The following is a 26,711-nucleotide window of genomic DNA, read 5'->3' on the forward strand; positions in this document are numbered from 1 at the left end:
CTCGCCGGCCGCCGCCCCTCACTCCCGGGAGGCGGTCAGCGCCAACTCCCGCCCCCGCCAACGGCGGCGCAGCCAGCGGTCGTGCCCCGCCAGCACCACCGCCCCCGGGTCGCCGGTGCCGATCGCCTCCTCCAGTTCGTCGCACAGCAGCGGCGAGAGGTGGTTGGTCGGCTCGTCCAGCAGTAGGAGCCGGGGCGGTCGGGCCACCAGCAGGGCCAGCGCGAGCCGGCGGCGCTGGCCCACCGACAGCGCCCCGACCGGGCGGTCCAGGTCGGCCGCCGCCAGCAGGCCGAGCGCCGACAGCGGCACCCGCTCCGCCGCCTCCGGCCCCAGCGCGAGCGCGTAGGTCTCGCGGGCGGTGCGCTCCGGACGCGCGAACACGGTGTCCTGGGCGAGCAGGCCCACCGTCAGGCCCGGCCGCCGCCGCACCTCGCCCACCGCCGGGTCCAGCCGCCCGGCCAGCACCGCCAGCAGCGTCGACTTGCCCGTCCCGTTCCCGCCCGTCACCAACAGCCGTTCGGTGCAGTCGAGTTGCAGCGAGACGGGGGCCAGCCGCCCGGGAACGCCGACCCCGTGCAGGGAGAGCAGCGGGGCGGACGGCGGGCAGGCCGGCGGGGCGGACGGGTCCGCCGGTTCCGGGGCCGGCGGGGTGAAGCGCAGCGGGACGGGCGGCTCGGCGACCCGGGTGCGTTCCAGTTCGGCCAGTCGGCGGGAGGCGTCGCGCACCCGGCGGGAGATCTGCTGCTGCACCCGGCCCGCCCGGTGCCCGTAGCCCATCTTCTCGTTGTCGGTGCGCCCCCGGTCCGGTGCCACCCGGTGCGCGGTCACCCCCGCCGCGTGCTCCAACTCCGCGATCTCCTGCCGCTCTTCGGCGTACCGGCGCTCCCAGCGGCCGCGGGCGGCCCGCTTCGCCGCCAGGTAGGCGAGGTAGCCGCCGCCGAAGCGCACCGGCCCGTCCGCCGCCGGGTCCAGGTCGAACAGGTCGGTGCAGACCGCCTCCAGGAACGCCCGGTCGTGGCTGGCCACCACCACTGCGCCCGGCAGCGAACGGAGTTGGGCCTCCAGGAAGGCGGACGCGGCGTCGTCCAGGTGGTTGGTCGGCTCGTCCAGCAGCACCGCCGCGGGGCGGCGCACCAGCAGCGCCGCCAGTGCCAGCCGGCCGCGCTGCCCGCCGGAGAGCGAGCCGAGCGTGCGCTCCGGTCCGACGGCGGACAGCCCCAGGCCGTCCAGCGCCAGCGCCGCCCGGCGGTCGGCGTCCCAGGAACCGCGGTCCTCGGCCTGCTCCAGCCGGCGCCCGTACTCCGCCAACAGGGCGGGCAGGGACGGGTGCTGCTCGGGCAGGGCGGCCAACTCGGCGCCCAGCCGCTCCAGTTCGGCGAGGTCCGCGCGGGCCTCGCGCAGCGCCTCGGCCAGCACCGAGGCGACGTCCGCGGCCGGGTCGAACGGCAACTCCTGGTGCAGGAAGCCGAGATCGGCCGGCCGGACGACGCTCCCGGCCTCCGGCTCGTCGACCCCGGCCAGCACCCGCAGCAGCGTCGACTTGCCGCAGCCGTTCTCGCCGATCAGCCCGATCCGGCGGCCCGGCGCGGCCGTCAGCGACAGCCCGTCGAGCACCCGGCGACCGCCCAGGACGCGGACCAGGTCGTGGGCGACCAGCGCCGTCACGCCGCCACCTCCGTCAACCGGCCGTCCGCCAGCCGCAGCCGGCGCCCCACCCCGATCTCCGCCAGGAACCGCTCGTCGTGGCTGACCACCACGAACGCCCCCCGGTACGCGTTCAACGCGCTCTCCAACTGGCCCACGCCCACCAGGTCCAGGTTGTTGGTCGGCTCGTCCAGCAGCAGCAACTGCGGCGCCGGCTCCGCGCACAGCACGCACGCCAGCGTCGCCCGCAGCCGCTCGCCGCCCGACAGCACCCGCACCGGCAGGTGCGCCCCCGCGCCCCGGAACAGGAACCGGGCCAGTAGGTTCATCCGCTCCGACTCCGGCCGCTCCGGCGCGGACCGGGCGAAGTTCTCCGCCACCGACAGCCCCTCGTCCAGCAGGTCCAGGCGCTGCGACAGGTACGCGATCCGACCCTCGCCGCGCCGCAACTCCCCGCCCTCCGGCGCCAGATCACCACTGACCAGCCGCATCAGCGTGGTCTTCCCGGCGCCGTTCGGCCCGGTCAGCGCGATCCGCTCCGGCCCCCGCACGATCAGGTCCGCGCCGTCCGGCCCGAACACCTCCGTGCCCCCGAGCCGGGCCCGCATCCCCTCGCCGTGGAACAGCGTCCGCCCCGCCGGGACCTGGGTGTCCGGCAGTTCCAGGCTCAGCCGCTGCTCCTCGCGCACCGCCCGCCCGGCCTCGTCCAGCCGGGCCCGCGCCTCGTCCACCCGCGCCGCGTGCACCTGCCCCGAACGGCCCGCGGACTCCTGCGCGCCGCGCTTCATGGTGCCCGCGAAGATCTTCGGCAGGCCCGCGTTCTTCAGGTTCTTCGCCGCGTTGCTCGCCCGCCGGTCGGCCCGCTCCCGGGCCTGCTGCAGCTCGCGCTTCTCCCGCTTCAACTGCTGCTCGGCGTTGCGGACGTTGCGCTCGGCGACCTCCCGCTCCGCCCGCACCGCCTCCTGGTAGGCGGTGAAGTCGCCCCCGTACAGCCGCAGTTCACCGCCGTCCAGCTCGGCGATCCGGTCCATCCGGTCCAGCAGCGCGCGGTCGTGGCTGACCAGCAGCAGCGAGCCGTTGAACTCGCAGAGCACGTCGTACAGGCGGTGCCGGGCCGCCGCGTCCAGGTTGTTGGTCGGCTCGTCCAGCAGCAGCACGTCCGGGCGGCGCAGCAGTTGGGCCGCCAGGCCGAGCGAGACCACCTGGCCGCCGCTGAGCGTGCCCAGGTCGCGGTCCAGTGCGAGGGCGCCCAGGCCCAGGCGGTCCAGCTGGGCGCGGGTGCGCTCCTCGATGTCCCAGTCGTCGCCGATCACCGCGAAGTGCTCCTCGGCGACGTCGCCCGACTCGACGGCGTCCAGCGCCCGGATCGCCCCGTCGACGCCCAGCACCTGCGCGACGCTGAGCCCCGCCGTCAACGGCAGGCTCTGCGGCAGGTAACCGAGCGTCCCGGAGACCGTCAACGACCCGGCGGCGGGCCGCAGTTCACCCGCGATCAGCCGCAGCAGGGTGGACTTGCCGGAACCGTTCGGCGCGACCAGGCCGGTGCGGCCCGGCGGCACGCTGAACGACAGGTCGTGGAAGACCGGGGTGTCGTCCGGCCAGGAGAAGGACAGGTGGGAGCAGACGACGGCGACGTCGGACACGGTGGGACCTCGAATGGCACCGGGGGCAGCGCACGGCCCGGCAGGCTCCGGAGGGGCCCCGGCAGGTACCGGAGGGTTGCCGCGGAGCCGGGGGAACGGCGGACTGCCCGAGGGACGGGTGGGAGGGAGAAGAAGGGGACGACGAAACGGACCACTCCGGCGGCGCCTCGTGCGCCGGCCCGGTGGCCGTCAGGTCCGGGTCTCACCCGGAGATGTCGTCGTCACCCGCCACGTCTGTCCCTCTTCCGTGCATGTGCCACGTGCGCAACCACTGCGCCACTTCCGACTGTAACAGCTCGCCCCACCGGGGAGTTGTCGCCGCACGGGCCGGCGGGCGGCTGTTGGCCGGTGGCCGGTGGCCGCCGGTTGGTCGTCGGTCGTCGGTCGTCGGCCGTCGGCCGTCGGCCGTCGGCCGTTGACCGGGGAAGGCCGGGCACCGCGCCCCGTGCAGGGGGAAGGGCGCGGTGCCCGGCGGACCCTGCCGGGCCGGGTGGGCCGGGGTGGGGGCCCGGCACCCGGCAGGGTCGGACGGCGGCCGGGGCGGTGGGGGCCGCCCGGCCGCCTGGCTCAGGCGGGGCCGGTGGCGGCGCGGTGGCGGCGGTGTCCTCGTGCCATCGCGGGCCGTCCTCCTGCTCCTCGAGGTGCGGGTGCACCGGGTGTACGCATCGGAGACCGCGGGCGGGGGTCCCCGCCAACACAAATTCCGGTCCGGGGAAGAATTTCTGTTGGCGGGCGCCCCCGCGGCCGGTCTCCGATGCGTACACCCGGTGCACCCGCCACCCCGACGCAGAGGAACGGACCCCATGTCGAACACCAGACGCAGCGGACCCGACGCCGGGACGGTGGCGGCGGCCCGCGCCGGCGACCGGCAGGCGCTGGAACACCTGGTGGCCCACAGCCTGCCGCTGGTCTACAACATCGTCGGCCGGGCGCTGAACGGCCACGCCGACACCGACGACGTCGTACAGGAGACCCTGTTGCGCATGGTCCGCGGACTGTCCGAACTGCGGGACCCGGCCGCCTTCCGGTCCTGGCTGGTGGCCATCGCCGTCCGGCAGGTGCGCAACCGGCAGCAGGACCGGGCCGCCGCCCTCGACCGGTCCGCCCCGATCGAGGAGGCCGAGGCGATACCGGACCCCGCGCTCGACTTCGCGGGCCTGACCGTCCTGCGCCTCGGCCTCACCGAACAGCGCCGCGAGATCGCCGAGGCCACCCGCTGGCTCGACCCCGACGACCGCGAACTGCTCGCCCTGTGGTGGCTCAAGGAGACCGGCGAACTCGAACAGGCCGACCTGGTCGCCGCGCTCGGCCTCAGCTCCGGCCACGCCGCCGTCCGCACCGGCCGGATGAAGAAGCAACTCGACCTCTCCCGCCTGCTGGTGCGCGCCCTGGCCGCCGACCCGCGCTGTCCCGGCCTGGCCGCGACCACGACCGGCTGGGACGGCACCCCCGGCCCGCTGTGGCGCAAGCGCCTGGCCCGGCACGTGCGCGACTGCGCCCGCTGCACCGGCGAACGCAACGGGCTGCTCCCCGCCGAACGGCTGCTGTACGGCCTGCCGTTGCTGGCCGTCCCGCCCAGCCTCGACCCGGCCCGGATCCTCGCCGCCCTCACCCCCGGCGGACCCGGCGCCCCGCACCCCGGCGGGCCGCATCCCGGTGGGCCGCACCCCGGCGGCCCCGACGGCCCCGACGGCCCCGGCGGCCCCAACGGCCCCGGCGGACCCGACGGCACCAACGGCCCCGGCGGCCACCCCGGTTCCTCCGGGGGCGCCCCGGCGGGGCGGGGTTCCGGCCACCGGCGGCCGCGCCCCGTCCGGACGGCGAAGCCGCTGCTGGCCAAGCCGGTGCTGGGCGGGGCGGCGCTGGTGCTGGTGGCGGCGGCCGTCCTGGTCGGGGCCGAGCTGGTGCCGGGGCAGGACAGTGCCCCGGCGGCGGCGCCCGCGCCGTCCGGGGCCGTCGCGCCGCCCACGGCCGCCGAGGCGGCGGCCCCGCCGGAACCTGACGGCGCGTCACCCTCGGCCCCGCCCGCGCCTTCACCGTCCGTCCCGTCCCCGTCCCCGTCAGCGTCCTCGCCCGCACCGTCGGGGCCCGTCCCGCCGTCCGCCACGGCCGCCGCGTCCGCCCCGGTGGCGCAGGGCGCCGTCGTCGCGTCCGCGCGCAAGGGCGTCGGCGTGTGGGCCTTCGACGGGGCGAGCCAGGCGCTCGCCGCCTCCGGGGCGGGCTGGTACTACACCTGGGGCACCCAGCACCCGGGCATCAGCACGCCCGCGTCGGCGTCCTTCGTCCCGATGATCTGGGGCGCGTCCTCGGTCACCGGCGCCGCCCTCGCCCAGGCCCGCGCCAACGGCCCCTACCTGCTGGGGTTCAACGAGCCGGACATGGCCGCCCAGTCGAACCTGACGGTCGACCGGGCGCTCGAACTGTGGCCGCAGTTGATGCAGGCCGGGCAGACCCTCGGCAGCCCGGCGGTCGCCTACGGGGCCGACACGCCCGGCGGCTGGCTGGACCGCTTCATGGCCGGCGCCGACGCCAAGGGCTACCGGGTCGACTTCATCACGCTGCACTGGTACGGCGGGGACTTCCGCACCCCGCAGGCCGTCCAGCAGCTGACCGCCTACCTGGAGGCCGTCCACCGGCGCTACCACAAGCCGATCTGGCTCACCGAGTACGCCCTGATCGACTTCTCCCAGGGCACCCGCTTTCCGAGCGCCGACCAGCAGGCCGCCTTCGTCACCGCCTCCACCGAGGCCCTGGACGCGCTGCCCTACCTCCAGCGCTACGCCTGGTTCGGCCTCGGCGCGGACCCGGTGAAGCCCAGCAGCGGCCTGTTCACCGACGGGACGACCGCCACCGCCGCCGGCCTGGCCTACCGGGCCGCCCGCTGAGCCCCCGTCGGGTGCCCGGGTCCGGGCCGGGGCCGGGCCCGGTCAGCGGGGCGCGCGGGGCGCGCGGAAGCCGCCGAGCTGCTCCTCGAGGAGTTCGGCCAGGCGCAGCGGGGTGCGGTCCTCGTACATCGGGCCGATCAGCTGGACGCCGACCGGGAGGCCCGCGGCGGACGGGCCGGTGGGGACGGCGGTGGCGGGCAGGCCGGGCATGGTGGCGAGGCCGGCCCAGACCAGCTGGTCGAAGTAGGTGTGGGCGGTGCCGTCGACGGTGATCCGGCGGTTCATCAGGTCGGGGTCCTGGTCGTGCGGGAAGGCCGCGGTGGGGGTGATCGGGGCGACGACGGCGTCGAACTCGGCGAAGAGCTGCCGCCAGGCGTGGCGGTGCAGTTCGCGGCGGCGGTCGGCGCCCAGCCAGTCGCGGTGGGAGAGCAGCAGGCCGCGCAGCCGGGCGGCAACCAGACTGTGGTCGTCCTCGTCCAACCCGGCGACCTGGGCGGCGAGTTGTTGCTGGCTGCCGACCGGGAACTGGACGGCGACGGCGGAGGACAGCAGCAGGGTGTAGAGCTCGGCGGCGTCGGCGAGGTCGGGCAGCAGCGGACTGTGCCGCTCGATCCGGGCGCCGCCCGCGGTGAGCGCGTCGACGACCCGGGCCAGGCCCGCGCGGACGTCGGCGCCGGTCGGGATGAGCGGGTGCTCGTCCAGGACCAGCACCCGGAAGTCGGAGAGCCGGTCGTGGCGGGCGGGTGGCAGGTCCAGGGTGTGGGCCAGGCCGGAGGTCAGCGGGTCGGGGCCGGCCATCACGTCGAGCAGCAGGGTGAGGTCGCGGGCCGAGCGGGCCATCGGCCCGGCGACGGCCAGGTCGATGTCGGCGGGCAGCGCCGGGGCGTGCGGCGGGACCATGCCGCGGGTGGGCAGCAGGTGCAGGGTCGGCTTGTGCGCGTAGACGCCGCAGAAGTGGGCGGGGGTGCGCAGCGAACCGGCGATGTCGGTGCCCAGCGACAGCGCGCCGAACCCGGCGGCCAGGGCGGCGGCCGAGCCGCCGGAGGAGCCGCCGCAGGTGCGGGTGCGGTCCCACGGGTTGACGGTGGTGCCGTGGATCTCGTTGTAGGTCTGGATGTCCTGGAGCCCGAGCGGCACGTTGGTCTTGCCGAGCACCACCGCGCCCGCCGCCTTGACCCGGGCCACCTGCAGGGCGTCCTCGGCCGGGACGTGGTCCCGGAACTGCGGCATGCCCCAAGTGGTGGGCAGCCCGGCCATGTTGTACGACTCCTTGACCGTCACCGGCACACCCAGCAGCGGCCGTTCCTCCCCCCGTGCCCGGGCCCGGTCGGCCGCCCGGGCGGCGTCCCGGGCCCGCTCGAAGTCCGGCGCGCAGATCGCGTTCAGCGCCCCGTCCTCCCGTTCGATCCGCCCGATCGCCTCCTCGGTCAGCTCCACCGAACTGACCTTCCCGGCCCGCAGGGCCGCCGTCAGTTCCCCCGCCGTCGCGTACGTCCACGTCTCCTCGGTCATGGCACGGGACGCTACGTGCCCCCCGCTCGGGGCACGAAATACTTTGTGCGGCAAGGGGGACGGGCGTCGTTCGAGGGCGTTCCGAGAGGGTTCCGAGAGCGCGCCGACAGTGCGCCGACAGCGGGCTGCGGGTGATCCGACAGCGGCCGCCGCGACGATGGGTGCACCGGAACGAAGGACGAACGACGAGGGAGCGCAACGATGGACGGACACCTGGACGGACGCCTGGACGGGACGCTGGTCGCGCGGATGCGGGAGTACCTGGCGGCGGGCACGACGATGGACCTGGCGGCGCTGGAGGCGCTCTACGACGAGGAGTTCGAGAACGTCCGGACCGACGAGGCGGGCCGGGTCGCGGTGCTGACGAAGGCGCACTTCATGGCGCGGTTCCGGGCGCTGGCCGCGCGCGGCGAGGGCGTCGCGGACGGCGGCACGGACGACGCCCGCTTCCTGTCCGCGGGGCGGCACGGCGACCAGGGCACGGTCGTCATGTACCGCTGCGAGGACGGCGTTCCGGCCCGCTACGTCTTCGTGTGGCGCCGGGAGGACGGCCGATGGGCCACCCTGCTGCGGGAGTTCACCTTCGAGCGGGACGTCTCGCCGCTGCTGGCCCTGCTCGCGGCGGCGACTACTGGTGGCGGCGCCGGGGGTGCTGCCGCCGAGGGGTGAGGTCGGCGGCCGGTCCGGCCCTTGCGCAGCGGCGGCAGCCGCTCCTGCGGGCCGTCGTCGTCCTGCCGGCGCAGCCGGACGGTGAACGTTCGTCCCGGTGAAGGGAGTTCGGGTCGGCGGGAGTTCGGTTCGGCGGGAGGTCAGGGGAGGGTGCCGAGCTGGGGACTGCCGGGGGAGTGCAGACGGCGGAGGAAGGCGAGGACGCCGGGGGTGCCGGTGGCGTGGCCGAAGGACTGGCGGACCAGACTGGCGTCGGGGAAGACCGGTCGGGCGGCGGGGCCGGCCGAGCGGGCCAGTACGAGGGCGGCGACGGTGCCCGCGGTCTGGTGGAACTCCGGTGCGGCGGGGGCGAGTTCGAGCATCAGGTCGCCGACGCCGGCCAGGCCGCAGCACTGGGTGACCAGCGGCATCCGCGGGGCCAGGTCCAGGCAGGCGCGGGCGCACCGTTCGGCGAGCGCGCGGTGGGCGGGTTCGCCGAGCTGCTCGGCGGCGCGGGCCAGGACGGCGCCGATCCCGGCCAGCCCGCGGCACCAGGAGCCGTAGCGGCGGCTGGCGCCGGGCCGGGTGGCGGCGGCGAGCAGGGCCGGGGTGGCGTCGGCGAGGCGCGCGCAGGCCAGGGCGGCGTGGTGCCGGGAGACCGGGTCGCCGGTGGCGCGGGCGTGCGCGAGGAGGAAGTGGGCGACCCCCGCGTCGCCGTGGGCGATCCCCCTGGTGAGGGCGGCGTCGCCGGGACGGGGCGCGGCGGGCGGGGTGAGGCGGGCGTGCCCGGTGGTGAGCTGGTCGCGGCAGGCCGTGGCGGCGGCGAGGTGCCGGTCGGCGACGGTGGTGGCGGCGACGACGGTGGGGGCGGTGGGGGCGACGGCGGCGGCGGCCGGGTGGGCGCGGGCCAGGAGCAGGTGGCCGAGGCCGGTTCCGGCGGCGCCGTCGATCAGGTCGGCCTCCGGCGGTCCGCCGCCCGGGCGCCGGTCCGGCAGGTCGGTGGCGGTGTGCGGCGGGGGTGCGCCGGCGGCGGTCAGGAACAGGTCGACGCCGGTCCGGCCGCAGTACAACCCGGCCGGGAGCGTGCGGTGTTGGCGGGCCGTCCAGTCGGCGAGCGCGGCGACGGCGGCCGGGACGCCGGGGCGGTGCAGGTGCTGGAGCAGTTCCAGCCCGAGCCCGGAACTCCCGCCGTAGACGTCGACCGGGGCGGGGACGGCGGACCGGCCGGCACCCGCCGGGTCGGCGATCCGGTGGGCCTCGGCGACGCAGACCGCGACGGTGTGCTCGACGACCTCCGCCAGCAGGTCGGTCGGGATCTGCGGTGCGGCGGGCGGCCGTTGGCGGATCGGCCGCGCGGCTTCCCGGCGCGGGCGGTCCGCTCCGGCTGACCGGGCTGCGGCGGCAGGCCGTCGGCGGATGGCCTGCCCGGCTTCCCGGCGCAGGCGGTCCGCTCCGGCGGTCCGGGCGGCGGGGTCGGGGCTGGTCAACTCGCCGATCAGGGAACGGAATCGCTGGTGGCCGGGGCCGGGGAGGGCGAACTCCAGGCAGGCCAGGGTGCGTTCGCGGTTGACGGCCGGGTCGGGGTCGAGGACGACCGGGTCCAGGCCGGTGACGGCGAAGTGCAGGGTCATGCCCAGGGCGTGGTAGTCGTCGGCGGGCAGGGCCGGGGCGCCGGGCCGGTGCACGGGGCCGCTGTAGCCGGGGGTGGAGCCGTCCGGGCCGGTGCCGTGCCGGGCGCTGATGCCGAAGTCGACGACGTGGCAGTGCCCTTCGGCGTCCAGCACGACGTTGTCGGGCTTGAGGTCGCGCACCACCACGCCCCGCCGGTGGGCGCCGTCCAGGATGCGCAGCAGCCGGGCGGCGAGCGGGCCGGACGGGTGCAGGCGGTCCGTTCCGGTCGCGGCGAAGGGCCCGTGGTCGTGCACCTCGCGGCGCAGGTCGCGGCTGCCGCAGTCGGTCGTGACCAGGTACTCGTCGGCGCGGTGGCGGAAGTAGTCGAGGGCGCGCGGGACGCTGGGGAGGCCGTCGAGCGCGGTGAGGACGGCGTGCTCGTTGCGCAGGCGGTCGCGGGCGTCGGCGCCGTCCGCGTCCTCGGCGACGTAGGCGCGGGCCTGCTTGACCACCACGGCCAGCCCGGTGGCCAGGTCCAGGGCGCGGTAGACGTTGCCCTGGGCCTTGCGGGCGATCCCGCCGGTCACCCGGTAGCGCCCGCCGCCGAAACCGTCCGCCGCGCCCACCGAGGGCGTCGCGTCCGCCGCGCCCGGTGCGGGCGTCGCGGAGGGAGTGTCCGCAGGGCGGGTGAACGGGTCCGCGGCCCACGGCGGGCAGCGGTACGCGGTGCCCGCCAGGCCGTCGAAGAGCTGCCCGTCGGGGCCGGTCATCACGGATTCGAGGCGCCCGCTGCGCCCGGTCCGGTAGTCGCCGGTGAACGGCCCGTACCGGTAGTAGACGGGCGCGTCGGGGGCGAGGCGGCGGTCGCCGGTGATCGGCGGCCCCTCCCGGCCGCGCAGGGTGGCGGCCAACTCGGCAGCCAGCGGCAGGAGTTCGTCCGGGTCCGGGTAGACGGTGACCGCCTTGCCGACCGAAGCGGCGTTCCGGGTGCCGGAGTTGAGGGTGCGCAGCACCTCGGGGTCGCGGGCCCACTTGGCGTGGCAGACGTGCCGCTCCAGCACCGGCAGGACGAGTGCGAGGACGGCGGCCAGGGTGCCCGGGCGGGCGGAGACGTGGAGCTTCCAACCGTGCTCCATCGCCGGCATCCGCGGATCGTTCAGGTACGACCAGGTGTCGTCGGACCAGGGGCGGCGGACGGCGACGGAGCCGGCCACCGTCAGGAGTTGAAGTCGCAGGCGACCCGGGTGGTCGCGGTCACCCACGGGTCGGACAGGCAGGCGGTGGGGTCGTGGTCGGTGCGGTCGTCGTCCTCGAACACCAGGGTCTCGTCGTCCACGGCCAGTGGGCCGGCGTCGCGGATCGCGGTGGGGGTGGCAACGGGCATGTGACGCCTCCAGGTCTTGTCGCGCGTCCGGCGCGGCCGCGGGTTTGCGTCCGGCGCCGCGGACCGTCCGGCCCGATGGGGCCGGGGTCCTGGAGCACGAAGGTAGGCAGGAACGGTGCACCTGACAAGGGGGCGGACGCTCCGCTTCCGCACCGGCGGCCGGACGGTGGGAACGGTGGTGCCACCGGGACGGGAGTGGCGTCCGGCAGATCCCTGACGTTCCGTCAACTCATCCCGTCGGGAGAGAGGTTGGTGCCCTCGGCGTCGATGTCCGGGAGGATCCGGTCCAGCCAGCGCGGGGTCCACCAGGCGGCGCCGCCGAGCAGCGTCATCGCGGCCGGGACCATCAGCAGCCGGACCACGGTGGCGTCGATCAGCACGCTCACGGCCAGGCCCAGGCCCATCATCTTGATCACCACGTTGTCGCTGACGATGAACGCGGCGAACACGCTCACCATGATCAGGGCCGCGCAGCCGATCACCCGCGCGGTGGTCTCCAACGCGTGCGCGACCGCGCCGCGGCTGTCGCCGGTGCGCCGCCAGCGCTCGTGGACCCGGGAGAGCAGGAACACCTCGTAGTCCATGCTCAGCCCGAACACGATGGCGAACATCATCATCGGGACGTAGCTCTCGATCGGGACCTTGCCCGACACCCCGAGGGCCGGCCCGCCCCAGCCCCACTGGAACACCGCGACCAGCACCCCGTACGAGGCGGCGATCGACACCAGGTTGAGCACGGCGGCCTTCAGCGCCACCAGCGGGGCCCGGAACACCAGCAGGATGATCAGGAAGGCCAGCACCACCACCACCGCGATGATCGGCAGCAGCCGGGCGGCGACCAGGTCCAGGAAGTCGACCTGGGCGGCGGTGGTGCCGGTGACGTACGTGGCGGCGGGCGTGCCCCGCACCGCGTCCGGCAGCACCGTGTCGGAGAGGTGGCCGACCAGGTCGGTGGTCCGCTCGCTCTGCGGGGCCTGCGCGGGCGTGACGGTGGTGAACAGCACCTCGCCGTCCGCACTGGTCTGCAGCGGCGCCGTGCTCGCCGTGTCCGGCACCCCGGCCAGCGCCTGCTGGACGGCGGAGGCCAGCGCCGGACGGTCGGACGCGGCCACCGCGCTCTGGTCGACCACCACCGTCAGCGGGCCGTTGGACCCCGGGCCGAACGCCGCCGACATCAGGTCGAACGCCCGCCGGTCGGTGAACGAGGTCGGGTCCGCGCCGTCCCCGATGTGCCCGAGCTGGATCGACGGCAGCGGCACCGCGAGCACCAGCACCGTCACCAGCCCCGCCGCCAGGTACCACCACGGCCGCCGCTCGACCCGCCGCGCGTACCGGTGCCACATGCCGCCCGCCCCGGCGCCTTGGTCCGCCCCGGCGCCCTGGTCCGTCCCGGCGTTCTCGCCCGCCCCGGCGCTCCCGTCCGGGCCGGAGCGATCGTCCGGGCCGGTGCCCTCGGCGACGGGGGTGCGCACGGTGAAGCGGTCCATCCGGCGGCCGATCACGCCCAGCAGCGCGGGCAGCAGCGTCAGCGCGCCGCACACCGCCGTCACCACCGTCACGCCCGCCGCCAGGCCCAGCTTCGCCATGAACGAGATGCCCGACACCGACAGGCCCGCCAGTGCGATCACCACCGTGCAGCCGGAGATCAGCACCGCCCGGCCGCTGGTCGCCACCGCGTGCCCGGCCGCCGTCCGCGGGTCCCGGCCGTCCATCAGGTTCTGCCGGTGCCGGGTCAGCAGGAACAGTGCGTAGTCGATGCCGACGCCCAGCCCGATCATCGTCGCCAGCGTCGGCGCGACCGTGGCGAACGTGGTCAGCGCCGCCAGCAGGCCCAACAGCCCCAGGCCCAGCAGCACCGCGAGCAGCGCGCTCACCAGCGGCAGCCCCGCCGCGATCACGCTGCCGAACCCGACCAGCAGCACCACGATCGCCACCCCGAACCCGATCAGCTCGCTGACCCGGTCGCTCGGCTCCGGCCGCGCCAACTCGCCCAGCGGACCGCCGTACTCGACCTGCACGCCCGCCTGCCGCAGCGGCGCCACCGCCCCGTCCACCTGGGTCAGGTAGTCGGAACCGAACGTCGACGGCACGCCGTCGAAGCGCACCGTCACGTAGCCGGTCAGCCCGTCCGCCGCCAGCGGCCCGCCCGGCTGCGGGGCCTGCCCCGGCGGCGGCAGCGGGTTCTGCGCCGACAGCACGTGCGGCAGGTGCTGCAGGGACGTCACCGCCTGGTCGACCTGCGCCTGGAACTGCACCAGCGGCTGCCCGTCGTGCAGCACCACCTGCGCGCTCGTCCCGCCCGCGGCGGGCTCGTGCGCGGCCAGCACGTCCCGGCCCTCCTGCGCCTGGGTGCCCGGCAGCGAGAAGTCGTCCGAGTACGCACCGCCCACCAGGTGGTCGGCGACCTGCACCCCCACCAGCACCAGCAGCCACCCCACCAGCACCACCACCGGCCGCCGCGCGCACCACTCGCCCAACCGCCACAACCGGCCCCGGCCCTTCTCCGGAACGGACCCTGACACGGTGTCGGACGAGGACATCGACCCTCCCGGGGACGCGGCGTCACCCGCACCCGGTGACCGGAATCCGACGGTAGCCACGCCCCCGCCGCCGGCTTCGCCCACCCGGCCCGCGACACGGCCGAACCCACCCGAACGCCACTGCCCGGCCGCGCCCCGGCGCACCTGCCCGGCCGCGCCCCCGACGGCTGTGCGCGCCCGGCAGGTTCAGCCGACCTCGGCCGCCTCCCCGCCCGTCGCGGGGGACTCGCTTCCCGTGGCGGCGTTCAGGAACGGAGGGCCCTCACGCGGCGGTGAGCACGATCTTGCCCCGGAGGTGTCCGCGAGCGGCTCGTTCGTGCGCCTTCCGGGCGTCCGCGAGCGGGAAGGTGCTGTCGACGGCGACGCGGAGCGTGCCCGTGTCGAGCAGGCGGCCGAGTTCTCCGAGCTGCCGGCCGTTCGAGCGCACCTGGGTGCCCGAGGTCGTGACGCCCAGCCTCGCGACCTCCGCCGGGTCGTACGCGGCGACGAAGACGTAGTACAGCGTGCCGCCGCGCCTGAGCGTCCGCAGGAAGCGACCGCTCCCGGGGCCGCCGACGGTGTCGAGCACCAGGTCGACGTCCCGGACGGCCTCCTCGGGGCGGGCCTTGGTGTAGTCGACGAACTCGTCGGCGCCGAGCCCGCGCAGGAACCGCTCGTGCGCGCCCGAGGCGACCGCGATGACGCGCGCGCCCTTCCACTTGGCGAGTTGCAGGCCCAGGTGACCCACCCCGCCTGCGGCGCCGTTGACCAGCACCGTCATCCCGGCCTCCAGCGGTACGGGGCGGTGCTGCGCCGGCTGGAGGGGGTTCGGGTGGTCGTGCCCGAGTTCGACCAGGTGCTGCCACGCGGTGAGCCCCGACATGGCCGCCCCCGCGGCGTGCACGTGATCGACGCCGGCCGGCTTGCGGGCCAGGTCGGCGGCGGGCGCCGCCACGTACTCGGCGTACGCGCGGCCGTCGAAGCCCGGGAAGCGGAGCATGCCGAAGACCTCGTCGCCGACGGAGAAGTCCGCCACGTCCTCGGCGACCGCCGTGACGACGCCCGACACGTCCGACCCCGGAACGGCGGGGAAGCTCACGGGCGGCCTCAGTCCGGGGGGAATGCCGGGCATCCCGTCGCGCAGGTACCAGTCCGGGGGGTTGAGGCCGACGGCGTGGACGCGGACGAGCACCTCGCCCGGCTGCGGCCGGGGGATCGGCACTTCGTCGTAGCGCAGTACCTCGGGGCCGCCGAACTCGTGCAGCCGGATCGCCCTCATCGTCTTCGCCGACATGGAGGTCCTCCCTCTTTCCCGCAGGCGGGCTAGGCTAGGTGTAGCACTGCTACGGGTTTCCGTAGCAGTGGTACGAATATACGTAGCAGTGCTACGGCTGTCAAAGGAGGACCCTTGCGGGCCGACGCCAGGAAGAACCGCGACCAACTGCTCGCCGTCGCGGGCGTCGTCGTCGCCGAACAGGGCGCCGACGCGTCCCTGCGCGACATCGCCCGGAGGGCCGACGTCGCCCTCCCCACGCTCTACCGCCACTTCCCGACCCGGGAGGCGTTGCTCGACGCCCTGCTCCGGGAGAGCTTCGACGGGCTGGCGCAACGGGCGGTCGCACTCGAAGCGTCGGACCCGCCCGAGGACGCTCTCGTCACCTGGCTGCGCGACTGCGTCGCGGTCGCACGCGAGTACCGGGGCGTCACCGAGCTGATGGCGGCCGCCATCGAGGACACCGGTTCCGCGCTGCACGCCTCGTGCGTCGCCATGCGCGCGGCGGGCACCCGGCTCCTCGCCCGGGCCCAGGCCGAGGGCGCGGCACGGGCCGACCTCGACGGCACGGAACTGTTCGCCCTCGTCGCAGCCCTCGCGTGGCTCGGCGACCAGGGCGCGTTCGCACCGCGCGCCGACCACCTCTTCGCCGTGGTCGCGGACGCGGTCCTGACCGGAGGGACGGACCGCGGCGCCGGGGCGGAGCGCCGCTGACGCCCGGTCGAACGCGGGCGCCACCGCCCCGGTCCCGCCCCGCCGGAGGCTGCTAGCATCGGCGCCGTCGCGACTGGCGAGAGGTGGAGCACCACCGGGGAGCGGCGCCGCACAGCACGGGACCGGCACCGTCCGCCTGGGTGCCCTCCGAAGCCGACACGCGACTTCACGGAGGGGGCCACCACCATGGACCTTCGGTACGGAATCAACCCGCAGAACACCCGCGCCCGGATCGAGCCGCTGCCCGGCACCGACCTGCCGCTGCGCCTGCTCAACGGACAGCCCTCGTACGTCAACCTGCTGGACGCGCTGAACGCCTGGCAGCTCGTCAGCGAGGCCGCCGCCCTGTTCGGCCGCCCCGCCGCCGCCTCCTTCAAGCACGTCTCCCCGGCCGGCGCCGCCCTCGCCGGACCGGTCGACCGGGCCACCGCCGAACCGTACGGCCTCGACCCGGCCGCCGTCGGCCCGCTCACCTCCGCCTACCTGCGGGCCCGCGACGCCGACCCGAAGTCCTCCTACGGCGACCTCGTCGCCGTCTCGCACGAGGTCGACCTCGAACTCGCCGACCTGCTCGCCCGGGTGGTCTCCGACGGCATCGTCGCCCCCGGCTACGCGCCCGGCGTGCTCGACGTCCTGACCCGGAAGAAGAACGGCCGCTACCTCGTCCTGGAGGCCCGCCCCGGGTGCACCCCGCCCGCCGTCGAGACCCGCGAGGTGCACGGCATGCGCCTGGTCCAGGACGTCGACACCGCCCCGCTCACCGCCGCCCTGCTCGCCGACGTCCGGGTCGGCGCGCTCACCCCGGCCGCCGCCGACGACCTGCTGCTCGGCCTGGCCGTGCTGCGCCGCACCCAGTCCAACTCGGTCTGCTACCTGCGCGACGGCGCGGCCCTGGGCATCGGCGCCGGCCAGCAGTCCCGGGTCGACTGCACCCGGCTGGCCGGCGCCAAGACCGACACCTGGTGGCTGCGCCGCCACCCGGCCGTCCGGGCCCTCGACTTCCGCCCCGAGGTCCGCCGGCAGGACCGGATCAACTGGCGGATCCGCTACCTGGAAGGCGACTTGACGCCCGACGAGCGCACCCGATTCGCCGCCGCCCTGTGCGACGGCGACGTCCCCGACGACCTCGGCCCGGACGAACGCGCCCGCTGGGCGGCCGAGTTGGACGGCGTCGCGTTCGTCTCCGACGGCTGCCTGCCGTTCCGCGACAACGTCGACCACGCCCGCCGCCACGGCGTCACCGCGATCGCCGAACCCGGCGGCTCCCTGCGCTCCGCCGAGGTCGAGGCGGCCTGTGCCGAACACGGCATCACGCTGGTGCACACCGGCCTGCGGCTGTTCCACCACTGACCCGCCCTGTTCCACCACTGACCCGCCGCGACCGTGCGGCCGCACAGCCACGGCCTCACGGCCGGTGCAGCGGGGTGATCCGGTCGGTCCAGGCGCGCTGCTCGGGGGTGTCCGGCACGGCCAGGCCGCGGGCCCGGGCGATCCGGGCCCAGGTGTCGTCCGGGTCCGCGCCGGAGCGGACCAGGACGGCGGCCGCCAGCAGCGAGGAGCGGCCGATCCCGGCCCGGCAGTGCACCACCAGGTGGTCGCCCGCGGCCAGTCGCCGGGCCAACCCGTCCAGCACCGGCAGGACTTCGGACGGGGCGGGGACGGTGCGGTCCGGGATCGGGACGGCGGTGAAGCGCAGCCCGGCGGCGCGGGCGAGGGACGGCTCCGCGTCCAGTCCGAGTTCGGCGCACTCGGCCGGGGTGAGCGCGCTGACCAGCTCGCTCACCCCGAGGGCGGCCAGCGCCGCCAGCTCCTCCGCGAGCCAGTCGCCGCCGCGCGGCCGGGCCATGGTGCTGATCCGGCCGGGGCCGGACCGGTCGATCGTGAACAGGGTGGGACGCATGGCGGGGCCGACCTCCGGGCGGGGCAAGGGCGTTCGGCCGCGCGGGAGGGCGTCGGCCGGTGCGGTGTGCTGCGGTGTGCTGCGGTGCGGTGCGATACCGGCCCGGCGGTCGGCAGGACAGCGGACCGGGGCGTCGGCAGCGGGGAACGGCAGCGGGGAACGGCCGACCGGACGGGCACGCGCGGACGGACGGGCGCGGCGGGCGGCGGGCGGTGCACCGAGGCTAGCACCACCCGCCGGGCGCGGGGAGGAGGGTCCGTTCGGGCCGGGGCCGTTCAGGACCGGGACGTGCCGAGGAAGCGCAGCACGGCCAGGACGCGGCGGTGGCCGCTGTCGGCGGCCGGGAGGTCGAGCTTGGCGAAGATGTTGTTGATGTGCTTGGCGACCGCGCTCTCACTGATCGTCAGGGTCTCCGCGATGCCGGTGTTGGAGTGCCCCTCCGCCATCAGGGCCAGGACGTCCCGTTCGCGCGGGGTCAGCCGTTCCAGCGGGTCGTTGCTGCGGCGCAGCAGCAGTTGGGCGACGACCTGCGGGTCCAGTGCGGTGCCGCCGCCGGCGACCCGGCGGACCGTCTCCACGAACTCCGTGACGTCGGCGACGCGCTGTTTGAGCAGGTAGCCGACGCCGCTGGTGTCGGCGGACAGCAGGTCGGCCGCGTAGCGCTCCTCGACGTACTGGGAGAGCAGCACCACCGCCGTCCCCGGCCGTCTGCGGCGGATCTCCAGGGCGGCGCGCACCCCCTCGTCGGTGAAGGAGGGCGGCATCCGGACGTCGACCAGGGCGAGTTCGGGCCGGTGCTGCTCGACCGCCGCCAACAGGGACGGCGCGTCGTCGACTTCGGCGACGACCTGGAAGCCGCCCATCTCCAGGACCTTGACCAGGCCGACCCGGAGCAGCACCGAGTCCTCGGCGATCACCGCGCGCACGGCAGCTCCGCGGTCACGGTGGTGGGGCCGCCCACGGGGCTGCTGACGTGGAAGGAGCCGTCGATCGCGTCGACCCGTTTGGCCAGCCCGCCCAGCCCCGTTCCGGCGGAGGGGTCGGCGCCGCCGAGCCCGTCGTCCGTGACGTTCACCCGCAGCACCGCACCGACCTGTCTGACCGTCACCTCGGTGCGGGTCGCCCCGGCGTGCTTGATGACGTTGGACAGGGCCTCGGAGATCACGAAGTAGGCCACCGACTCCACGCCGGGCGGCACCCGTTCGTCGAGGTCGACCCGCAGGCGCACCGGCAGGGGGAGCCGGGCGGCCAGGCCGGACAGGGCCGCGTCGAGCCCGCGGTCCTCCAGCACGGCGGGGTGCAGCCCCCGTACCAGGTCGTTGAGTTCGGCGATCGCGTGTTTGGCCTCCAGGTGGGCTTCGGCGACCGCCGCGCGGGCCCCGGCGGGCAGGTCGGGGGTGGTGGCCAGGACCAGGCCGAGGTTGACGGCGAGCGAGACCAGCCGTTGCTGGGTGCCGTCGTGCAAGTCCCGTTCTATTCGGCGGCGTTCGGCGTCGACCGCCTCGATCAGGCCGGTGCGGCTCTCCGCCAGGTGCTCGACCCGCTGCTGGAGCCGTTGGGACCGGCTGGGGCCGAGCAGGGCCGCGGCCGCGCGCGACTCGCCCCGGGCGGTCGCGCCCGCCACCCAGGGCAGGGCGCCCAGCAGGAGCAGCCCGGCCAGCGTGTACCACGGCAGTTGCGTCGCGTACCCGAGCCAGCCCCGGCGGTCCCGCGCGGGCACCGACCAGGCCCAGCCGTAGGCGGTGGCACCGGCCAGGCCCGCGACGGCGGCGGCCAGCACCAGCAGCTCCGCGGCGGCCAGCAGCGGGCCGAGCAGCAGGTGGTAGCCGACCTGGCGCCAGGTCTGCGCCGAGGTCAGCCAGCGGAGCGCCTGCCGGGCCGCCACCGCCCACGACCACGGCTCGGCAGCGGGCGCCGAGGGCACCACGTCCACCCCGAGGAGGATGCGGTGGCGGACCCGCTGGACGGCCGTCACCAGCGGGGTGCCGAGCACGATCAGGAGGACCGCCACCTGCAGGGCCGGTTTCCAGTGCCCCGTCCGGGCAGTGAACGTCGCGGCCCAGCCCCACACCGGGACCAGGGCCAGGTGCGGCAGGACGCCGGTGGCCAGGAAGCCGGCGTCGCGCCGCGCCCGCCGGGCCAGGAGTGCCGGGCGCCTCAGCCCGGGTCGAATCATCACAGCTCGACGGTAGGTCACCGCCGCAGGAGCACACCATGAAGCCCGCACCCGACTTCATGGTGAACCCTGCACCACCCCGCACCACCCCGCTCAGAAAGTGTTGGGTAACTGATCAGCTGCTTGGTGTGATGGGTTGGCGGTGATCGTTGTGGTCGGGTGTCCGCGATGATCGCCGCCATGTGCGTCTGTGCCTGTAAGCCTTCGTACGACTCGTCGTTGACGGATGCCCAGTGGGCGGTGATCGAGCCGCTGCTGCCGGTGCGGGACCCGAGCCGGGGCGGCCGCCCGTTGAAGTTCCCGCGTCGGCTGGTCGTGGACACGGTGTTGTACGTCCTGGTCAGCGGGTGCGCGTGGAGGCTGGTCCCGCACGATCTCGTGCCGTGGGATGCGGCCTACCGCTGGTTTCGCGGCTGGACGGCGGACGGGACGTGGGAGCGGGTCCACGACGCGCTGCGCGAGCGGGTGCGGGTGGCGGACGGGCGGGACCCGCAGCCCTCGGCGGCGGTGCTGGACTCGCAGTCGGCCCGCAGCCACCAGGGTGGGCAGGCGGTCGGCTACGACGCGGGCAAGCGGGTGCGCGGCCGCAAGCGGCACCTGCTGGTGGACACCTGCGGACTCGTCCTGCGGGCGGTGGTGCACTCAGCGTCCGTCCAGGATCGGGCGGGCGCGAAGCTGGTCCTCGGTGGGATACGCGACCTGTTCCCGCAGGTCGGGCTGGTCTGGGTCGACGGCGGCTACGTGAACGCGGTCGACGCGGGCCTGGTGGGCTGGGCGGCGGAGCGCGAGGGCGTCCAGATCGTGGCAGTGCCCCGCAACGCGGATGTGAAAGGCTTCCGGGTACTGCCCCGCAGGTGGGTGGTGGAGCGGACATTCTCCTGGCTGGGACGGTGCAGACGGCTGGCGAGGGACTACGAGCGCAAGACCGCGCACGCCGAAGCGATGATCAAGGTCGCCATGATCCGCCTCATGGCCGCCCGCCTCGCCGGCGAGACGATCGAGCCCCACGGCCCCATCGAGACCGAAGCAGCCCGCCGCCTCGCCGACGACCTCAAGAACGAGTAATCACCCAATTACCCAACACTTTCTCAGCCGCTGCTCGGTCCCGCTCAGCCGCTGCTCGGACCCGCCCGGCCGCCGCCGGGCCCGGGACCACCCCCCTCCGCCGGGCCCGGGACCACCCCCCTCCGCCGGGCCCGGGCTCAGCCCCCGCCGGGCCCGGCGGTGCGCTCGACCAGCCCCTGGAGGCCGTCCAGCACGCAGGCCAGCCCGAAGGCGAGCGGGTCCGCCGGAGCGGGGGCGAAGGCCCCGGCCGCGGCGGCGCGGGTGAGCGCGGGGAAGCGGTCGGCGTGCCGGGCCAGTTGGTCGGCGGTGAGCCGGTCCCACTCCCGGTCGCCCTCCTCGGTGCGGTCCAGGGACTCCTGGGTGAGGCTGCGCACCAGGCTGAGCACCAGGATCGCGGCGTCGTGCCGCTGCCGGGCGTCGAGCCCGGTGGGTTCGAGGGCGGCCAGCGCGCCGTCCAGCCAGGCCACTTGGCGCGGGCCCATGGCGTGCCGGCGCAGGCCGGTCGCGGTCAGGATCCAGGGGTGGGCGCGGTAGACGTCCCAACAGGCGCGGGCCCAGACCTCCAGGCGGGGCCGCCAGCCGCCCGGCACCGCGTCGAGGGCGGGCGGGTCGCCGAGCACGGTGTCGACCATCAGGTCGACGAGGTCGGGCTTGCCGGGGACGTAGCGGTAGAGCGCCATCGTGGTGACCCCGAGGGCCTCGGCGACCCGCTGCATCGAGAGCGCCTCCAGCCCTTCGGCGTCGGCGACCGCGACGCCGTGCCGGGCCACCTCGGCGGGCGTGAACTTCGGCCTGGGCCCGCGCCGGGGACGCTCCTCGGCCTCGCCCCACAGCAGCGCCAGGCTGACGTTCGGGTCCCGCTGGCTCTCCTTGTTCGCCGGCACGCGACCGGCCTCCTCTCCGTCCGGGCCGCGGGCGGTCGGCCGGGTGCCGCCGGCCGTCCGACCGCGGTGTTGCCAACCGCCCGACAACTGCGTATAACTTACACAGTAATCAGCTGTGTATGACATACACAGTTAACGGACCCGCATCCCCGGAGACCCGCGTGCTCATCGCCGCCGCCCTCACCGCCACCGCCGCCGCGACCCCCGTCGCCGGACTCCTCGCCCACCGCGCCGCCGTCCGGGCCGGCCGCGCCCGCGACCTGCGCATCGACACCGGACGGGGCGTCGACGAGAGCTGCTTCGCCCCGATCGGCGGCCTCGACCAGTGGCTCTCGATCCGCGGCCAGGACCGCGCCAACCCCGTCCTGCTGGAACTGCACGGCGGCCCCGGCTCCTCCAACGCCGTCCTCGCCCACCTCTCCCGCGCCTGGGAGCGCCACGTCACCCTGGTCCGCTGGGACATGCGCGGCACCGGCAAGACCCTGCGCCGCTCCGGCGCCGACGGCCAGAGCGAACTCACCTTCGACCGGCTGCTGAAGGACGCCGTCGAGGTGATCGAGCACGTCCGCGCCCGCCTCGGCGTCACCCGGGTCGTCCTGCTGGGCTGCTCCTTCGGCAGCGCCCTCGGCCTGCGGATCGCCCGCAGCCGCCCCGACCTGGTCTCCGCCTACGTCGGCGCCGACCAGAAGGTCTTCGACGGCGGCCGCGACACCACCGACTACCACGACCTGCTGGAGCGCCTCGACCGGGCCGGCAAGAAGAAGGAGGCCGCCGCCGTCCGGGCGGCGGGACCCGACCAACGGGCCTGGAGCGCCGAGCAGTTCGCCCACTTCAACCGCTTCGCCGCCGCCACCGACCCGTACACCTTCGCCGCGATGAAGTCCGTGGTGACGAAGTCGCTCTGGTACTCCCCGCTGCACTCCCTGCCCGAGCTCGGCACCTTCTTCAGGAGCTTCCTGGTCTCCGCCGCCGTCCTCCCCGGCACCGCCGCCCTCGACGACCACGCCGACGGCACCCGCTTCGACGTCCCCTTCTTCCTCGTCCAGGGCGCCCGCGACCTGGTCAACACCCCCGCCCGCGCCCGCGCCTTCTACGACCGGGTCCAGGCCCCCGCCAAGTCCTTCACCCTGATCGAGGAAGCCGGCCACTTCGCCGCCTACCGCCGCCCCGACCTCTTCCTCGACCTCCTGCGCACCACCGTCCTGCCCGCCCTCCCCGCCACCCGGTGAGTCCCGGCGGACGGCGGGTGTCCGGGCGGTGGAGAACGGGAATCCCCGACGCATGCGAGGCGAACGGACGTCCTGGGCCCGGGCGGTGGCGGAGAGCGAGCTCGCGGCGCCGCTGCCCCGCCGCTGGGCGCACACCCGGGGTGTGGCGGACCGGGCGGTCCGACTCGAAGGGATCCTGGGTCGGCGGAGCGGACTCCTGGTCCGAGCGGCCCTGCTGCACGACGTGGGCTACGCACCGAGGCTGGCGGCGACGGGCTTCCACCCGCTCGACGGCGCGCGTTTCCTCCGCGACGTCCACGGGGCGGATGATCAGCTCACGCGGCTGGTGGCGAATCACTCGTTCGCGCTGCTCGAAGCCGAGGAGCGCGGCCACCGGGAGGCACTGGAGGCGGAGTTCCCGCTGCTGGAGGACCAGCTCCTGGTCGACGCCCTGGTGTGGTGCGACATGACGACGACGCCCGACGGCGCCTTGACCACGGCCGAGGCGCGCGTGGTGGAGATCCTCGGCCGCTACGGGGCGGAGAGCGTGGTGGGGCGGTTCGTCCGTCGGGCGTCTCCGGAGATCTTCGCGGCCGTGGCGCGGGTGGAGGCGGCGTTGGCGGTTCAGCCCAAGTAGGGGTAGGTACCCGCGAGGTAGTCGCCGATCTGCTGGCGCATGCTGGGGTGGATGTCGTACCGGTCGAGGTCGTCGGGCCGGACGAAGCACACGCCGTCGGCCTCGTCGTTGATCGTGGGTTCGCCGCCGACGGGGCGACCGATGTAGGTGTTCTCGTACTGCTGGCGGATCTCGCCGTCGGTGTAGGCGACGACGTGGTTCGGGTTGGTGTAGACGCCGAGGAAGCCGGTGATCTCGGCGACGATGCCGGTCTCCTCCAGGCATTCGCGGACCGCGCACTGGGCGGCGGTCTCCCCGATGTCCTGGGCACCGCCGGGCAGCGCCCACTGGCCGGTGTCGCGGCGGCGCTGCAGCAGGACGGCGCCGGTGCCGTCGACGACGAGCAGGTTGCTGGCGGGGACGAGGGTGTTGGCCTTGGGGGCGTTCGGGTCGTGGTAGTACTCAGTCCTGCCCACGGGCGGGGCTCCCTTCCTGGTCGGGCCGCCAGGGCCGTGACCGGGCCCAGACCGCTTCGAAGCTCTGAACGTAGTGGTCGAACCAGTCGGCGGGCTCGACCCGCCTGAGGTGGAACAGGGGGTTGGCGCTGGCCGGTTGGCCGAAGACGTGCGGGTTGACCAACAGGTCGTCGTCGTAGCGGAACAGGGAGCTGTACAGCGTGGTGTCGTGCAGCCGGACCTCGCAGCTGTTCCCGGGTCCGAGCGGACGGTAGTAGGTCAGGGAGGCGCGGATCTTGGCGGCGAGGGCGTCGCCGATGCCCTCCTCGCGGCCCCGGACGGCGGCGGCCCGCCCGCCGGGGTCGCCGAAGCACAGCCGGACCCGGACGCCGTCGGCGGCCCGTTCGGCGAGCATCTCCGCGACGCGCGGGTTGGACTGGGCGAAGAACGTCCCGGAGAAGACCAGGACGTCGATCTGCCGCCGGGCCTCCCGCAGCAGGGTCAGCCAGGTCTCGCGGGGCACACTGGCCCGGTTCTGGTGAATGCCGACGAGTTCGGTGCCAGGCCCGCCGGTCGGTCGACCCGCCTGCGACCGGAGGTCCGGCCAGAGGAACGCCTCCTCTGCGCGCAGGAATTCGGCGGCGCGGAAACGGTGCCTCGGGTGGGGCACGCGTCCGCCGAGCCAGCGGCCGACGGTCTTGGGATCCACCTCGCAGGCTTCGGCCAGCGTCTCGGGCCGGATGCCCCGTTGGGCCAACACGGAGTGGAGTCGCTCGTTCACGGAGGTCATACAAGCGGAGCCGGGTGCGGCGGTGCAAGGACCTCCGGGCGCGCTGGCCGGGTTGACGCCCCGTCAAGGTGCTTACGCTGGCGGCATGCAGCTCATCGTCCTGTGGGACATCGACCACACCCTCATCGAGAACGCCGGGGTGAGCAAGGAGATCTACGCCGCCGCGTTCACCGCGCTGACCGGGGCCCCGCCGGTCACGGGAGCGTCGACGCAGGGCCGCACCGACCGCCTGATCATGCGGGAGATGTTCCGCGGGCACGGCCTCCCGGAGCCCGGCTGGCCGGCCGTCGAGGCGGCCCTCACCAGGGCGGGGGAGGAACGGGCGGAAGGACTGCGCCGGCGCGGCACGGCGCTGCCCGGGGCGTTCGACGCGCTGGCGGCGGCGTCCTCGCGGGACGGCTGGGTGTCCTCGGTGCTGACCGGCAACATCGCGGCCAACGCCCGGGTGAAGCTGTCGGCCTTCGGCCTGGACGGGCTGCTGGACCTCGCGGTCGGGGCCTACGGCGCCGACGCGGAGCAGCGGCCCGACCTGGTCGCCGTCGCCCGCCGACGGGTCCGGCGCCACCGTGGACTGCCCGCTGACGCCCCGGTCGTCCTGGTGGGCGACACGCCACGGGACGTGGAGGCGGCGCTCGCCACGGGTTCCGGGATCGTCGCGGTTGCCTCCGGCGTCCACGGCCGGGACGAACTCGCGGTGGCGGGCGCCCCGGTGGTGCTGCCGGACCTGTCGGACACGGCCGGTCTCCTCGCCCTGCTGGAAAACGTCCCGGGACGTCCCTGAACCGTCCGCGAACGCGGTGGTGAGGTCCGCGCGCCCTCCGGGACCATCGGGTTCCCGAGGAAAGGCGCGTGCGGATGAGCAACTGGGAGTTTGTGAAGGACAGAACGGCCACGCAGGGCGCGGTGTGGAGGTCCACCGACGGCCTGTTCTACAAGCGGACCGGCGGCGAGGACCTGCGGGCCGAGGCCGAGTTCCAGCGGCTGGCCGGCGGCCTCGGCTACCCGGTGCCGGAGATCGTCGGCAGCGGCTCGGAGGACGGTCGCTTCTTCGTCGTCGAGCGCGCCGTCGGCGGCACCTCGCTGCACGAGGAGGCGCTGGCCGATGCCGTGAGGGACGGTCGGGTCAGCCACCGGGTCATCGGTACGGCGGCGGCCGTGGCGTCGAAGCTCCTACGGGCCCAGGCCAGGCACCCCCTGCCGGCCGCGCCCTGGTTCGAGAAGGCGGCGTTCGCGTCCGAGGTCTTCGCGGAGAACCCGGACCTCGACACCCCGCGGGTCCACGACGCCGTCCGACACGCCCTCGACCGGCTGGCCCGGCTCCCGCTGGTGCGCGGGCACCTGGACTACGGACTGCCCAACGTGCTCCAGGCCGGAGTCGTCGACTGGCAGCACCACGGACCGGTCCCGCTCGGTTACGACGTCTACCCCGCGCTCGACATCGTCGCTTTCAAGGGCGGTGGCAAGGGCTACACGATCGCCCCGGAACAGCGCGCCGCCTACACCGCAGCGCTCGACGAGACCACCGCACCCCTGATCGGGCAGCGGGTCAGCGAGCACCTGGGCGACTTCCTGCTCGTCAAGTGCTTCTTCTTCCTCGCCCTCATGCGGCCCACCGACCCCGCGCGGCACGACAAGCACGTCAAGTGGCAGTACCGCCGCACCCTCTTCACGACGGGACTCGATCAGTATGAGTCGGGCACCACGATCGACACCGGCACCTTCCCCACTCTGGAACGGTTCACCGCTGAACACCGGTAGGCCGGTTCCCGCCGTCCGCGACCGCG

General features: G+C 75.2%; 22 protein-coding genes and 1 riboswitch. Of the genes, 9 read left to right on the plus strand and 13 right to left on the minus strand.

From position 1 onward, the window contains the following. Nucleotides 1-18: 18 nt before the first annotated feature. The gene (locus EDD39_RS20270; RefSeq protein WP_123557982.1) at nucleotides 19-1,665 is read right to left on the minus strand and encodes an ABC-F family ATP-binding cassette domain-containing protein; all 1,647 of its coding nucleotides are present in this window, start codon (nucleotides 1,663-1,665) and stop codon (nucleotides 19-21) included. Then, a complete protein-coding gene (locus EDD39_RS20275; protein WP_123557984.1) occupies nucleotides 1,662-3,287 on the minus strand; it encodes an ABC-F family ATP-binding cassette domain-containing protein in 1,626 nt (541 codons plus the stop codon). The genes EDD39_RS20270 and EDD39_RS20275 overlap by 4 nt, the downstream gene beginning before the upstream one ends. Nucleotides 3,288-4,090: 803 nt before the next feature. Here EDD39_RS20275 and EDD39_RS20280 point away from each other — a divergent pair. Then, entirely contained in the window at nucleotides 4,091-6,172 is a 2,082-nt protein-coding gene (locus EDD39_RS20280; protein ID WP_123557986.1) for a sigma-70 family RNA polymerase sigma factor, read from the plus strand. A 42-nt stretch (nucleotides 6,173-6,214) separates the two neighbouring features. Here the strand turns inward: EDD39_RS20280 and EDD39_RS20285 are convergent, their stop codons facing one another. Next, nucleotides 6,215-7,684 carry an amidase gene (locus tag EDD39_RS20285; protein ID WP_123557988.1) on the minus strand — a complete coding sequence of 490 codons (1,470 nt, stop codon included), beginning with the start codon at nucleotides 7,682-7,684 and terminating at the stop codon, nucleotides 6,215-6,217. A gap of 201 nt (nucleotides 7,685-7,885) precedes the next feature. Here EDD39_RS20285 and EDD39_RS20290 point away from each other — a divergent pair, with 201 nt between their 5' ends. Next, the gene (locus EDD39_RS20290; protein ID WP_123557990.1) at nucleotides 7,886-8,353 is read left to right on the plus strand and encodes a DUF4440 domain-containing protein; all 468 of its coding nucleotides are present in this window, start codon (nucleotides 7,886-7,888) and stop codon (nucleotides 8,351-8,353) included. Nucleotides 8,354-8,493: 140 nt separating this feature from the next. Here EDD39_RS20290 and lanL read toward each other — a convergent pair whose 3' ends face one another. The 4 genes from lanL to EDD39_RS20305 form a co-directional block, all read right to left on the minus strand. Further along, a complete protein-coding gene (lanL, locus tag EDD39_RS20295; RefSeq protein ID WP_123557993.1) occupies nucleotides 8,494-11,157 on the minus strand; it encodes a class IV lanthionine synthetase LanL in 2,664 nt (887 codons plus the stop codon). 2 nt (nucleotides 11,158-11,159) lie between these two features. Further along, on the minus strand, nucleotides 11,160-11,327 hold the full coding sequence (locus EDD39_RS39685; RefSeq protein WP_162870071.1) for an SflA family class IV lanthipeptide: 168 nt from the start codon (nucleotides 11,325-11,327) through the stop codon (nucleotides 11,160-11,162). Nucleotides 11,328-11,551: 224 nt separating this feature from the next. After that, complete coding sequence (locus EDD39_RS20300) at nucleotides 11,552-13,867, minus strand: MMPL family transporter (protein WP_123557995.1); 2,316 nt, start codon at nucleotides 13,865-13,867, stop codon at nucleotides 11,552-11,554. 262 nt (nucleotides 13,868-14,129) lie between these two features. Next, a complete protein-coding gene (locus tag EDD39_RS20305; RefSeq protein WP_208765542.1) occupies nucleotides 14,130-15,140 on the minus strand; it encodes an NADP-dependent oxidoreductase in 1,011 nt (336 codons plus the stop codon). A 114-nt stretch (nucleotides 15,141-15,254) separates the two neighbouring features. Between EDD39_RS20305 and EDD39_RS20310 the strand changes: the two genes are divergently transcribed. Both EDD39_RS20310 and EDD39_RS20315 read left to right on the plus strand, forming a co-directional pair. After that, nucleotides 15,255-15,833, plus strand: coding sequence for a TetR/AcrR family transcriptional regulator (locus EDD39_RS20310; protein ID WP_123557997.1), 579 nt, complete (start codon nucleotides 15,255-15,257; stop codon nucleotides 15,831-15,833). A 59-nt stretch (nucleotides 15,834-15,892) separates the two neighbouring features. Further along, nucleotides 15,893-15,982, plus strand: a riboswitch (ZMP/ZTP riboswitch). 37 nt (nucleotides 15,983-16,019) lie between these two features. Then, nucleotides 16,020-17,183: a phosphoribosylaminoimidazolecarboxamide formyltransferase gene (locus EDD39_RS20315; protein WP_123557999.1), complete on the plus strand. Its 1,164-nt coding sequence runs from the start codon at nucleotides 16,020-16,022 to the stop codon at nucleotides 17,181-17,183. Between the two features lie 55 nt (nucleotides 17,184-17,238). Here the strand turns inward: EDD39_RS20315 and EDD39_RS20320 are convergent, their stop codons facing one another. From EDD39_RS20320 to EDD39_RS20330, 3 genes are all read right to left on the minus strand, one after another. Next, on the minus strand, nucleotides 17,239-17,733 hold the full coding sequence (locus tag EDD39_RS20320) for a protein-tyrosine phosphatase family protein (RefSeq protein ID WP_123558001.1): 495 nt from the start codon (nucleotides 17,731-17,733) through the stop codon (nucleotides 17,239-17,241). A 275-nt stretch (nucleotides 17,734-18,008) separates the two neighbouring features. Further along, a complete protein-coding gene (locus tag EDD39_RS20325) occupies nucleotides 18,009-18,659 on the minus strand; it encodes a response regulator (protein WP_123558003.1) in 651 nt (216 codons plus the stop codon). Further along, on the minus strand, nucleotides 18,647-19,909 hold the full coding sequence (locus EDD39_RS20330; protein WP_123558005.1) for a sensor histidine kinase: 1,263 nt from the start codon (nucleotides 19,907-19,909) through the stop codon (nucleotides 18,647-18,649). Before EDD39_RS20330 ends, EDD39_RS20325 begins: the two co-directional genes overlap by 13 nt. Nucleotides 19,910-20,089: 180 nt before the next feature. On the opposite strand from EDD39_RS20330, the gene EDD39_RS20335 reads away from it, so the two are divergent. Further along, entirely contained in the window at nucleotides 20,090-20,974 is an 885-nt protein-coding gene (locus EDD39_RS20335) for an IS5 family transposase (RefSeq protein WP_123560649.1), read from the plus strand. A gap of 137 nt (nucleotides 20,975-21,111) precedes the next feature. Here EDD39_RS20335 and EDD39_RS20340 read toward each other — a convergent pair whose 3' ends face one another. Beyond that, the gene (locus tag EDD39_RS20340; protein ID WP_244256837.1) at nucleotides 21,112-21,858 is read right to left on the minus strand and encodes a TetR/AcrR family transcriptional regulator; all 747 of its coding nucleotides are present in this window, start codon (nucleotides 21,856-21,858) and stop codon (nucleotides 21,112-21,114) included. A gap of 161 nt (nucleotides 21,859-22,019) precedes the next feature. Here EDD39_RS20340 and EDD39_RS20345 point away from each other — a divergent pair, with 161 nt between their 5' ends. Together EDD39_RS20345 and EDD39_RS20350 are read left to right on the plus strand one after the other, a co-directional pair. After that, nucleotides 22,020-23,087: an alpha/beta fold hydrolase gene (locus EDD39_RS20345; RefSeq protein ID WP_244256839.1), complete on the plus strand. Its 1,068-nt coding sequence runs from the start codon at nucleotides 22,020-22,022 to the stop codon at nucleotides 23,085-23,087. 52 nt (nucleotides 23,088-23,139) lie between these two features. Continuing rightward, nucleotides 23,140-23,703, plus strand: coding sequence for an HD domain-containing protein (locus EDD39_RS20350; protein WP_123558011.1), 564 nt, complete (start codon nucleotides 23,140-23,142; stop codon nucleotides 23,701-23,703). Here EDD39_RS20350 and EDD39_RS20355 read toward each other — a convergent pair. Both EDD39_RS20355 and EDD39_RS20360 read right to left on the minus strand, forming a co-directional pair. After that, nucleotides 23,691-24,158 (minus strand): NUDIX hydrolase, encoded by a 468-nt coding sequence (locus EDD39_RS20355; protein ID WP_123558013.1) that lies wholly within the window; start codon nucleotides 24,156-24,158, stop codon nucleotides 23,691-23,693. The genes EDD39_RS20350 and EDD39_RS20355 overlap by 13 nt on opposite strands. Next, entirely contained in the window at nucleotides 24,145-24,918 is a 774-nt protein-coding gene (locus EDD39_RS20360) for an XRE family transcriptional regulator (RefSeq protein WP_208765544.1), read from the minus strand. Before EDD39_RS20360 ends, EDD39_RS20355 begins: the two co-directional genes overlap by 14 nt. Before the next feature lie 94 nt (nucleotides 24,919-25,012). Here EDD39_RS20360 and EDD39_RS20365 point away from each other — a divergent pair, with 94 nt between their 5' ends. Continuing rightward, nucleotides 25,013-25,708, plus strand: coding sequence for an HAD family hydrolase (locus EDD39_RS20365; protein ID WP_123558015.1), 696 nt, complete (start codon nucleotides 25,013-25,015; stop codon nucleotides 25,706-25,708). A gap of 74 nt (nucleotides 25,709-25,782) precedes the next feature. Further along, a complete protein-coding gene (locus EDD39_RS20370; protein WP_123560653.1) occupies nucleotides 25,783-26,685 on the plus strand; it encodes a phosphotransferase in 903 nt (300 codons plus the stop codon). The last annotated feature ends 26 nt before the right edge of the window (nucleotides 26,686-26,711 follow it).

The sequence above is a fragment of the Kitasatospora cineracea genome (assembly GCF_003751605.1).
GTDB lineage: Bacteria > Actinomycetota > Actinomycetes > Streptomycetales > Streptomycetaceae > Kitasatospora > Kitasatospora cineracea.